3 protein-coding genes are annotated in these 12,836 nt (G+C 61.2%); all 3 read left to right on the plus strand.

Annotated features, from left to right (window positions below; translation table 11 throughout):
- Positions 1-66 precede the first annotated feature (66 nt).
- Positions 67-5,211, plus strand: coding sequence for a DEAD/DEAH box helicase (locus AC1Q6Z_RS32910; RefSeq protein ID WP_492650427.1), 5,145 nt, complete (start codon positions 67-69; stop codon positions 5,209-5,211).
- Positions 5,211-7,997 (plus strand): DEAD/DEAH box helicase, encoded by a 2,787-nt coding sequence (locus AC1Q6Z_RS32915; RefSeq protein WP_492650428.1) that lies wholly within the window; start codon positions 5,211-5,213, stop codon positions 7,995-7,997. Before AC1Q6Z_RS32910 ends, AC1Q6Z_RS32915 begins: the two co-directional genes overlap by 1 nt.
- The coding region (locus AC1Q6Z_RS32920; RefSeq protein ID WP_492650429.1) for an Eco57I restriction-modification methylase domain-containing protein at positions 7,997-12,836 on the plus strand (4,840 nt) is incomplete at its 3' end. The genes AC1Q6Z_RS32915 and AC1Q6Z_RS32920, both read left to right, overlap by 1 nt.

Genomic DNA, 12,836 nt, shown 5'->3' on the forward strand with positions numbered 1-12,836 from the left:
TACAAAGACTTAATGTCAGTAGTAGTAATGACGTTGAAGGAAGCATTCTAATAAGTGAGGGGCGGCGTGGATATCTTTAAGCTCGATCGAGCGCTGATCGAACGATATGAATCATTTGCTCGCTCCTTTTCCGAGATCCGCGCGCCGGAAATCCGTGCCCAGGTAGATGCTGCTTACAATGAGCAGCGCTTTTGGCCCGAGCCACTCATTACCATCAATCCGCATTTTGAGGCCGGTCATTCGATTGATCAGCTTGTCGCGCAAGACGTGCTGGATCCGGCTCTCAGTAAGATATTCGCAAACGGTCCGGACCGGACGCCGATCAAGCTTCACCGTCACCAAGAGCGCGCTGTTGTGAAAGCCCGCAATGGTGAGAGCTTCATCGTAACCACCGGCACTGGGTCCGGAAAATCGCTGTGCTTTTTCTTGCCGATCGTCGATGCAGTCGTTCGCGCGCGGCGCGCAGGCGAGGCGCAGCGGACGCGTGCGATCATCATTTATCCCATGAACGCGCTGGCCAACAGTCAGCTTGAGGAGCTGGAAAAGTTCATCGGCGGCTCGGGGGTCAATGAGGAGCTGCGCCCGACCTTCGGTCGCTATACGGGACAGGAGAGCGACGCAGAGCGACAGGCCATCGCCAAGGCCAAGCCCGACATTTTGCTGACGAACTTCATGATGCTCGAGCTGCTCATGACGCGTCAGGATGAGCTCGATCGTGCCGTTATCGCCAATGCATCCGGCCTGGATTTCTTGGTGCTGGATGAACTGCACACCTATCGTGGCCGCCAGGGGGCGGATGTCGCGATGCTGGTGCGTCGCGTGAAGGACCGCCTTGTTAAAGAGCGAAAGCTGCTGTGCATCGGTACGTCAGCTACGATGTCGAGCGCGCAGGACGAGATCGAACGAGCAAGCGCCGTTGCCCGCGTCGGCAAGTTGATTTTTGGGGAAGAACTCAGTTCGGCATCGATCATCGATGAGAATCTCGCCAGGGCAACCAACCCCCGGATCAACAGCACAAGCCTCGGAGCAGCACTCCCGGATGCGGTTCTGGCGCCGATTCCGGAAAGCCTGACGGACGAGGAGCTGCACGGCCATCCGCTTGCCTGCTGGATCGAGACTGAGATTGGGCTTGTCGAGGGCGAAAAACTGCGCCGTCGCCCGCCCATGACCTTGAGCGACGCGAGCTCCAAACTCGCGGCCCAGACACACATTCCTTCAGGAGAATGCAGAGCCGCTCTTTCCGGGATGCTGTCGTTGATGGGACGCCGCGAAGATCTTCGTGGCGGCGTCAGCGACCGGGCATTCCTGGCGTTTAAGCTTCATCGGTTCATTTCTGGCGCTGGGCATGCGTACGCAACGATCGAGCCCGCCACCGATCGGCGTGTCGTTCTGGAAGGACAGGTCTTTCATCCATCCGATCCGAACGCGCGCCTATATCCAGTCTTCTTCTGCCGTGAATGCGGGCAAGAGCATCACAGCGTTCGGATTGAGAATGCGCTCGACGGTATTCGGGTTCTCGCACGACCGATTGACGACCCGGCAAGCGAAGACCCGGAACCAGATGGATCACGGACGGGCTTCCTGGTCCCCGCGACGAATGCCGACTTCTTGTTCGGCGGCGCTGTCGCCGACTATCCAGATGATTGGCAAGAAACGACGCCGGCGGGACAGGAGCGGCTGAAAGCGGGGCATCGCGGCAAGCACGAAGGGCAGCTTCTCCTTGTGAAGCCTGATGGATCGCTCGCCGATGACGGAGTGCCGGCCTGGTTCTTCGCCGGCAAGTATCGCTTTTGCCCCCATTGCCGTCATCAGCCGCCACAACAGGCACGTGACATCAATAAGCTGGCAGGTCTATCGGCCGAAGGGCGAAGTTCTGCGACGACGCTTATCGTCTCGACCATTTTGGCATGGATGGAGGCGGACGGTACTCTTGAGGAGAGCACCCGCAAGCTTCTGGGTTTTACAGATAATCGCCAAGATGCGGCCCTGCAGGCGGGGCATTTCAACGACTTCATTTTCGTCAGTTTGCTCCGTGGCGGTATCTTACGCGCCGTACGTGACGCAGGTGAGAAGGGCCTCACAGATGTTCGGTTCGGGGAGGCGGTTCGCAAGGCGCTTGGCTTCGACCTTGAGGAACCTGACCGTCTGTCCGACTGGATGGCCGATCCGCGTGTAAAGGGATTTCACAATCGCCAGGCGGCCGAGGAAGTGCTGACGTCGATCCTGGCACATCGCGTGTGGGCGGATCTTCGCAAAGGCTGGCGCTTCACAAATCCCAATCTCGAAGAGGCTGGCCTTGTGGAGGTGCGGTTTCCTGGATTGGGCGAACTAGCGGGCGACGATGAAGAGTTCGCCGACAATCCGCGACTGGCGGCCGCCACCCCCCAGTTGCGCGGCAGGCTCTTCAATCTGCTTTTCGACTATATGCGTCGCGGCCTTGCCATCGCGACCGAAGCGCTGGATCGCCAGCGGACATTGCAGGTCGCCGAGACGTCGCGAAATCACCTCCGCGATCCCTGGCTCATCGATCAGAACGAAGAACAGGAACTGCGGCAGGCCGGGTTCTTGATGATCGATCCGCCGAGCAAGGCTGAGATCAGCGCCGCGGAAGATGTGCTTATCGTGCGGGGCGGCTGGCGGACGGCGCTGGGCAAGGCCCTCCGTAACAAGGATCTGTGGGGCGAGCCACTCCCCGTCAAAGAATATGACGATGTTATCGCGACGCTACTGCGTGCAGCCGAAAATCACCAGGTCATCCGCCGGGTGATTACAGGCGGCGAGGCTCCTGCGTGGCGCCTATCATCGACCGCCTTGCGCCTCTTTCCGGCAACCAAGAGGGCCGACGGAAAACGAGAGAATCCCTTTTTCCGGACGCTCTATGAGGAAGTTGCCGAGATGCTCAGGCAGGAGGGCAACTTGCCCTTTGCCTTCGAGGCTCGGGAGCACACGGCTCAGGTCGACCAGAAAGTTCGCGCTTGGCGCGAAGACCGGTTCCGATTCGGGAAGTCGGATATTGAAAGGATCGCCCAGAACCGAGACGAAATGCGTCAGGAAGGCGAGCCAGCCAGCTTCCTTCCAGCGCTGTTCTGCTCGCCAACAATGGAGCTCGGAGTTGATATCAGCGCGCTGAACGCTGTCTATCTCCGGAATGCGCCGCCGACACCGGCGAACTACGTGCAGCGGGCGGGCCGTGCCGGCCGCAGCGGTCAAGCAGCGCTTGTTGTCACCTATTGCGCCGCCCAGTCTCCCCACGACCAGTATTACTTCAATAATCGTCAAGGGCTCGTTGCGGGCGTGGTGAAGCCGCCGGCCCTGGATCTTGCCAATCGCGATCTGCTGCGAAGCCATCTGCACGCAGAATGGTTGGCGGCGGCTGTCGTGCCGCTGAAGCCGTCGATCCCTGAAAACTTGAACATGGCGACGCCGGAGATGGCCGTCTCCGATGAGATCGATGCCGCCTTTGCAAAACTTATAGCGAGTGGGACCGCAAAGCCCACGATGCGGCGCCTTCTTGAGCAAACTGCCAGCGCGGTCGAGCTGGTCGATGCGCCTTGGCTGGCCGACATCGATGCCTTTGTTGATGAGACCAACAGGGAAGCAGCGCAAAATTTCGCTGCCAGCTTCGGCCGATGGCGGGAGCTCTACCGAAGCGCCCGCCGTGAGCAGGAAGAGGCGCATCAAATTCAGCAAAAGACGTCATTTAAGCCGGGCGAGCGGAAGGAGGCGGCGCGCCGTCATTTCCGCGCGACAGAAGAGCTCGACATGCTTGAGCGGGGACAGGCCTCGAACGGCTCGGACTTTTACACATATCGCTATTTGGCGACCGAGGGATTTTTGCCGGGCTACAATTTCCCGCGCCTTCCGCTTTACGCATTCATTCCTGCGACCAAGCGCGCGGCAGTCCTGCAAAGGCCGCGCTTCCTCGCGATCTCCGAATTTGGCCCTAACAGCCTGATTTATCATGAAGGGCGCGCCTACCGGGTCGTCCGTGCGAAGCTGCCGGCGCATGGCCGTCTCGATGATGGCAAGCTTGCAACCAACAGCCTCATCTTGTGCGCCGAGTGCGGGGCGGCTCACGCCGATGACAAGCTGGAGCGATGCCATGCCTGCAGCGCGTCACTGGCCGGCGTGGATCGGCTCGATAATGTTTATCGGATCGACAATGTCGAAACCGCACCGTCGTCTCGGATCACGGCGAATGATGAAGACCGCCAGAGGCGCGGCTTTGAGATCCAGACCGTCTTCCAATGGCAATTCGAAAAAGGCGTTCCTGATATCCGCACGCTCACCTTGCGCTCGCGAGGAGAGCCGATTCTGCTTCTCGATTACGGCGCGCGCGCAAAGCTATCGCGCATCAACAAGGGACTTCGCCGGCGGAAGAAGTCGATAAACGGCTTCTGCATCGATCCGATGTCGGGCCGATGGGTCAAGGATACGCTCAACGGCGGGGATGACGATGACATTGATGTCACCATCCCCAAGTCGCAGCGGATCGTGCCGATCGTCGAAGATCACAAGAATGCGCTCCTGGTGCGGCCGCTTGGGCATTTCGAAGAGCGGCAGATGGCGACCCTTCAGCACGCCCTTCTCAGGGGCATCCAGATCGTTGCCGAGCTCGAGGAAGGGGAGCTCTTGGGTGAGCCTTTGCCCACGCGCGAGAACCGCAAGGCGATCCTACTTTACGAGGCGACCGAAGGTGGAGCTGGGGTTCTGAACCGCCTCGTCTCCGATCCTCGCCGGATGGCGGAGATAGCGCGCCAGGCGCTCGACCTCATGCACTATGATTTCCCGTCGGACGGGGGAAGCCTCGAGGAGCGGTCGGATGCCTGCGTCGCCGGCTGTTATCGCTGCCTGCTCTCATACTTCAACCAGCCAGACCACAATCTGATCGATCGGCGCGATGCGGAGGTCACGACCTTTCTCTGCCAGCTCGCAGAGCCTGAGATCGCGGAGGCTGGACCGGTGGAGGTCGCAAGCGACTGGCTTAGCGCGATACGCCGGTGGGGCTTGCCTGCGCCATCCTCGCGCAAGGTCGGCGGCGCTGTATACGACCTCTATTGGCCAAGCTTCCAAGTGCTCGCGGTATCAGGACGTGTGCCGGACGGACTTGCTTCGGCATGTGCCGACTTGGGGGTGGATGTCGTCGAGCTTCCTGATGTGCCTGGCGAAGCGGCGCCGAGAGAATTGGTTGAGTTGTTGGGGGCGGCATAGTGGAAGCGGTCAGATTTTCGCCGGGGGATCTTGTCGAGGCGCGGGGACGAGAGTGGGTTGTTCTGCCGTCTCCTAACGATGACATCCTCAACGTCCGGCCCTTGTCGGGTTCGGAGGCCGATGCGCAGCGGATTGCGCTTGCGCTTGAAGTCAATCCCGTCAGGCCCGCGCGATTTGCTCCACCAACACCTGAGCGGCGGGACACCCAGGATGGTGCGCGGTTGCTGGCGGATGCGCTCCGTCTGTCGCTTCGCCGCGGCGCAGGCCCGTTCCGGAGCGCCGCGCATCTCGGCGTGGAGCCGCGCGCCTATCAGCTCGTGCCGCTGATGATGGCCTTGAAGCTGCCGGTCGTGCGGCTGCTGATCGCCGACGATGTGGGGATCGGCAAGACGATCGAGGCAGGATTGATCGTCCGCGAGATGCTCGACCGCGGCCTCATTGACCGGTTCTCGGTGCTGTGTCCGCCGCACCTCGTTGAGCAATGGGTGGGCGAACTTGCAGAAAAGTTCGACATCGACGCTGTTGCCGTAACATCGGCCAGGGCTCGCAGCCTGGAGCGCGGTCTCCCCGCTGCGCAAAGCCTGTTCGAGGCCTATCCGCACACCGTCGTCAGCCTCGACTACATCAAGGCCGATAGCCGCCGCGACGAATTCGCAAGGGCCTGCCCGTCCCTCGTGATCGTCGACGAAGCGCACGCCTGCATCGGCGGAGACCGTGGAAGACATCAGCGTTTCGAGCTTCTCGAACGCTTGGCCTCTGATGAAGAGCGCCATATGCTGCTGCTGACGGCAACGCCGCACAGCGGCGACGAAGCTGCATTCGACCGGCTGTTGGGCCTCATTAGCCCGGACTTCGCAGGAGGTCCGCAGGGCGATGAGAATGCCCGTGCCCGATATGCTCGCCGCCTCGCTCAGCATTACGTTCAGCGGCGCCGCCCCGATATTACTGAGACCGGCTGGCACGAGAAACGAACATTCCCCGTCCATCATGTGAAGGACGAGCCCTTCAGCCTCAGCGGCGAATTCGCCGCCTTCCATGATCGCGTTCTCGATTACTGCCTGTCCGTCACGCAGCGGGCCGGTACCGACCAACGCAGCCGGCGGCTTGCTTTCTGGGGAACGCTCGCGCTGATGCGATGCGTCGGCTCCTCGCCGGCGGCCGCGACCAATGCACTTCGCAATCGCTTGTGCGGCGTAGCGGACGAAGAGGCGATGCAGCCAGTCGTCTTCGACGAAGATGAAGGCCTGCTCGACCAAGGCGATGTCGAGCCTGGCACGGCCAGCGCCAGCGCTGAGGAACGCGGTGAACTCGCCAAGCTGATCTCCATGGCAGAGTCACTTGATAGCCGTCGCGCCGAGGATCCCAAGGTTGCCCGGCTACTGAAGGTTCTAAAAGGACTGCTTCAGGAAGGAGCGAAGCCGGTCATCTTCTGCCGGTTCATCGCCACGGCTGAGGCGCTGGGGGAAGAGATAAGGCGAGCTTGGCCAAAGGCTGACGTTGCAGTTGTGACTGGACGCCTGCCCCCTGAAGAGCGGCGTGCCCGTGTCGACCAGCTCGATAGCTCGGAGAGCCGGATCCTAGTCGCGACGGACTGCCTCTCTGAGGGCATCAATCTGCAGGCATTGTTCGACGGCGTGGTTCATTACGATCTCAGTTGGAATCCGACGCGTCATCAGCAGCGGGAAGGTCGCGTTGACCGATTTGGTCAGCAGTCGCCGATCGTCCGCTCCGTCACGATCTTTGGCGAGAACAGCGCGATCGACGGGGCGGTGTTGCAGGTCATTCTGCGTAAAGCCGAAGCCATTCGCAAAGCGACCGGTATTTCAGTGCCCATGCCCGAGGACAGCGACGGCGTGACATCGGCCCTCATGCAGGCGCTCATGCTTCGTGCCGGAGGACATCGCGATCAGCTGGCGTTCGATTTCGGTCTTTCAAGCGAACGGCTCGACAGCAAATGGCGCGATGCCGAGGAAAATGCGAAGGCAAGCCGCGCGCGATATGCGCAAGGTGCCCTGAAGCCCGATGAGGTGCTGCCTGAATGGCAGCAGATGCGCGCGCTGAACGGCGGCCCGACTGAAGTAGCCCGCTTCACCGAACGTGCCTTAAAGCGCGTGGGAGCGCCATTGGAGAAGGCGGGGCAGCATCATTTCGTTCATCTCGATGCGATGCCCGAGGCAATTAAGGAGCGACTGGAAGCGCGTGGTCTGCGTGGGACACGAAGAGTTGGCTTCGAGGATGATCCAGCTCCCGGAGTGACGCATCTCGGGCGCGTCCACCCACTTGTCGCAAGCCTGGCCGAGAGTTTGGCGGAGGGGGCGCTTGATCCTGACGGGGCAGCGTTCCGGCCCCTTGGCCGGTGCGGCGCCTGGCGCACGCACGCGGTCACCCAGATGACAACGCTGATTCTGTTGCGGCTTCGCTTCAAGCTCATAACCAGCGGCCGCACAAACCGCCTGCTGTTGGCTGAGGAAGCGACAGGGATCGCGTTTGGGGGAATAGCTCCGGTGTCGGTCCTCGAAGGACAGTCCGCCCTTGAACTCCTTGAGGCTGAGGCAGCAGGGAATCTCGATGAACTTGCGGCCGCGCGTCAGCTCCAGCGGGCTCATGAACGACTGGCGAGCTATCAGCCTGCGATAGCAGCCTTCGCAGCGGAGCGCGGCACTGCGCTTTCTGCAGACCATCTACGGCTGACGGAAGCCGCACGCGGCGGGGCAACGGTTGAGGTCGTTCCCGTTTTGCCGGCGGACGTCATCGGCCTCTACGTCCTCCTCCCGGAGGGCGAGTGATGGCCCGGCATCTCAAGCGCGCCGCCAATATTGGGCTCACCGCTGTCGCGATCGAGGGAGGGTTGATCTCTCCCGATCAGGTCGCCGCCATCGCCGCCACCGCTCCAGATCAGAAAGCAGCTGCGGACTATGGCTGCCCCAAAGGGACGAACCTGCGAGACGAGATCACCCGTTACTTCAGGATCGGCCAAGCTCACTGGCAGGCCTATGCCAAATTGCCGGCGCCCAACGAGGCTCAGACCACCGCCTTTGTGAAGAGTCTGCTCGAGGAAGCGTTCGGGTTCGAAGCTCCGCGCGGCCCGAACGTTCACCAGCGGGATGGCCATACGTACCGCATTGCCCTTGAGGCAAAGGGCGGCCGAGTGCCGATCGTGGTGGCGGCGCCCCTGCCGGAAGGGGATGCGTTCACCAAAGCGCTTCCGCAACTGGGCGACGAACATGGCGGAACGATCCCGCGACGTTCTCCAAGCGTGCTGCTTCAGGATTGGCTGAACGCCAACTCCGAGTTCTTATGGGGCCTCGTCTTTGCCGGGGACCGCGTCCGCCTCATGCGGGACAATGCCAGCTTCACCCGGCCCGCCTACATAGAAGCGGACTTGGGCGCGATCTTCCGCGACGAGATGTTTGCGGACTTTACCGCGACGTGGCTGCTGATTCATGCCACGCGCTTTGGCGGCGAGGGTGCCGCCGCGGCCGATTGCGCGCTGGAGCGCTGGCGCGAGGCTGGATTGCGAGCCGGAACCGCGGCACGTGATCGGCTTGGAAAGAGCGTCAAGGAAGCGCTTCTCGCACTTGGCCAGGGGTTCCTGGACGCGAATCCCGATCTCCGCGTGAAGCTCGATGAAAACCATACCACCATGCAAGGCTGGTTCGAGCAGCTCCTGCGTATCGTCTACCGGCTGATTTTCTTGGCGGTCGCGGAGGATCGCGAGCTCCTGCATGGACCCGACGCATCGGAGGCGGCGCGCGACCTCTATGATTCGGCATATGGCTTCAGCCATATGCGAGAGCGGTCGGCGCGACGTTCTTCGCATGATCATCATCATGACGCCTGGGAAGCGGCGAAGATCGTTTTCCGCGGTCTGGAGCGCAGCGAGAAGCTGCTGGGATTGCCAGCGCTTGGAGGGCTTTTCATACGCGGCGCCACGCCCGATATTGATGATGCGAAGCTGCCCAACCGAGCTTTTTTGCGGGCCATCTTCCACCTGAGTTGGCTGATCGAAGATGGGCGGCGCGTCCGGGTGAATTGGCGCGATATGGCAACGGAGGAACTTGGCTCCGTTTACGAGGGATTGCTTGAGCTCGTTCCGGTCCGCGAGGACCATGGAAGGCGCTTCAGTTTTGCCGACCCTGATGAAGCCAAGGGCAACACGCGCAAGACGTCCGGCAGCTACTATACGCCGGACAGCCTCGTGCAGACGCTGCTCGATTCCACCCTCGATCCTGTGCTTACACGGGCCGAGGCGGAAGGTGGCGCCGACGCAATCCTCAAGCTTTCGGTAATAGATCCAGCCTGCGGCTCAGGCCATTTCCTGCTCGGTGCTGCACGCCGGTTGGCTGCGCGTGTGGCGCAACTGCGCGACAGTGAGGCGCCGGACTACCCGGCGGCGATGCGGGACGTCGTACGCCATTCAATCCACGGCGTGGATCGTAACCCGATGGCGGTGGAGCTTGCGAAGGTCGCGCTTTGGATCGAGGCGCTTGAGCCCGGCAAGCCGCTCACGTTCTTAGATAGTCATATCCGATGTGGTGACAGTCTCGTCGGTGTCTTCGACGTCGCATGTCTTGCGGGCGGCATCCCAGATGCCGCTTACGAGGTGCTTGAGGGTGACGACGTAGAAATGGCAAAGGTCTATGCCCGCCGCAACAAGGAACAGCGGGAGGGCAAGGGCGCGACCGGCCTTTTCGCCGAGTTAAAGCCGCCAGCCGGCCTCATCGGCGCGGCGGAGGCGCTGACGGCTATGCCGGAAGACACACTAGCCGATGTAGCCGCCAAAGAGGCTGCCTTTGCCCGGCTGCACGGCGGGCCCAACTGGCTGAGACTAAAGACCGCCTGTGACACCTACGTCGCCGCGTTTTTCACTCCCAAGATCAGATCGGTTTCGGAGGACTCTAACCTCGCCCGGCCGCTCATGCCGGAGACCGAGCACGTCTGGATGGCAGCGCGTGGGCAACCGCTCAATGGACCGCTCATGGCGGAGGTCGACAGGATCGCCCACTCAGTCGCCGTCTTTCACTGGCCGCTCGAGTTCCCGGCGATTATGGCGCGCGGCGGCTTCGATGTGGTGATCGGTAATCCACCGTGGGAACGAATTAAACTGCAGGAAAAGGAGTTTTTCGCCGCCCGCGATCCCGATATTGCGACGGCTAGCAACAAAGCTGAACGCGAAAAGCTCATCAAGGCACTCAAGAATGCTGCGCAGGGCACGGCGCAATCCCGGCTAGCGGCGGACTTCCAGTTCGCGAAACGCACGTCCGAAGCGGCGAGCGTGTTCGTGAGGAAAACAAGTCGGTTTCCGTTGAGCGGCGCCGGCGACGTGAACACCTATGCGTTGTTCGCCGAACTATTTTCCCAACTGGCTCGGGCGGGCGGACGGGCTGGCATAATCGTGCCGACAGGAATCGCTACCGACAGTTCGACAAGCGCATTTTTCCGCGACCTCGTAGCCAACCGAAAACTCTTCAGCCTCCATGATTTCCAAACCGGGCTTGGGTTTTTTGACGATATTGGTCACGCGCGATTCAAGTTTTGCCTGCTGACCGTTGGGCAAGCGAACACGGGTCCGGAGGCGGTCAATTTCAGTTTCTTTTCGCGAACGGATGAGGAGTTTGGTGACAAGCGGCGTCATTTCACACTGACTCCTGCTCAGATACTTGAATTGAACCCAAATACTGGCACATCCCCCATTTGCAGAACGGAGTTTGATGCGGTCCTAACGCGCAAGATCTATCGCGCGGCGCCGATTCTGATACGTGAGCGGCTGGACCACCCGGATGGTGATGAGAATCCGTGGGGCATTACTTTCCAGCGAGTGTTCGATATGTCGTCGGACAGTAAGTTGTTCCGCACCGCGGCGCAGTTAGCTAGCGAGGGATTTAGCCGCGATGGATTGGATTGGCGCAATGGGGATAGTCGAGCCTTTGTGCCGCTCTACGAGGCCAAGATGATCCACCATTTCGATCATCGCTTTGGCTCCTATGCGGGCCTCTCTGAGCGCTCGGGCGAAGGCTCGCTGCCGCCGACGCCTGATTCCATCAAGGACAATCCGAACTACGAAGCTGATCCTTGGTACTGGGTGCCGCAGACCGAGACTGAGTTGCGCGTGGCCCGCGTGCCAGCCCGCCTCAAGCAGTACTTCCGCAAGGAGAATGCAGAAGGCTGCTTAAAGGTGCTGGCGGAATGGGTCTTAGGAACGCTCGATCCAGAGGATTTGCAGCCGAGCAACCTCGCGCGCTCCGCTGACCGCGCGGGGGCGCGTCTGCGAGAGGTGCTTGGGCAACGCGCGCTCGATCGCGGTATCGTCGGCGCCAAATTCGCGACATGGCTGCACAAATCGGCCAACAGCGCGCGTGAGATGAACCGCGAGACCCCCCTTTCTGACGATGATCTCGCCTTTATCAAGGTGGGCCCAGTTGATCCGCTCGCGCTTACCGCCGCCCTGCTCAATCGCAAGCAGCCGCGCTGGCTAATGGGCTGGCGGGATATTTGCCGATCCACTGACGAGCGAACGGTGATTGCGAGTGTGTTTCCGAAGGCGGGTGTAGGGCACAAAGTTCTGATAATGCACCATTCATTAGGAACTAAATCGGCAGTCCCAATTCTTGCAAACCTGATCTCGCTCCCCCTCGATTATGCGGCGCGTCAGAAAGCGGGCGGGACATCGTTCATGTACTACTACATGAAGCAGCTTCCCGTCCTCGCTCCACACCAATTCACCAGGAGTGACTCCGCCTTCATCACGCCGCGTGTGCTCGAACTCACTTATACTTCGCACTCCATGCGGCCGTGGGCCGAAGACCTGGGATGGTCGGGTTCGCCATTCGCCTTCGATGCTGCCCGCCGCGCTGATCTGCGCGCTGAGCTCGATGCTTTCTTCTCGCTGAAGTACGGGCTTTCGCGTGACGAATTGCGTTACGTGCTCGATCCGGCCGACACGCATGGGGCAGATTATCCGTCCGAAACCTTCCGCGGTCTCAAGCGCAACGAGGAGTCCGCCCTGGGCGAGTTCCGCACGCGTCGTCTCGTGCTTGAAGCTTATGACCGGCTGTCCGAATCACACGCGGCCGGCGGCCCGGTCGAGCTTCGGCCGACGCAGCCAATGCCGCTTGAGGGCACACCTCCTGATGACGCGTGGGTTCGGATTACACAATCACACCCTGGTGACACTGGCGCCATCTTGGCTGCGGTTCTTAAAGCAATGGATGGGCCGAAGCCGATCAGCGACGTCCGTCTTGCGGTTGCGTTCGTAGTGGAGCCGCGCCTACTTGCTCCGTTATTGCCGACCGCCAAAGCGGCCGAATGGCGGCGCCTGGTGGGGACGGAAGCCGATCCTCTTGCGGGCAATGTCACAACGTTCGTCGCAAGGAACAACACAGCGTGGGGCGCGGCTGTCCGAAACCACCGCGGCAATGGTCGGCTGATTGAGGATCCCCAGCGTCTGACGTGGGCGTCCGGCCCCGGGTTGGACGCCATCGACACCACAGGATGGCCTGACGGCCGCGCAGTCTTCGTGTGGAACGCTTTGCGAAACATCAATCTCGACGTAAGCGGTCAGCCGATGGCGTCGGACCTGAAGTTCCAGGGCATGAGGGCTTCGATGTCAGACGCGGGCCAGCCTT

Source organism: Shinella sp. GW835-FHT14H05 (assembly GCF_058793575.1).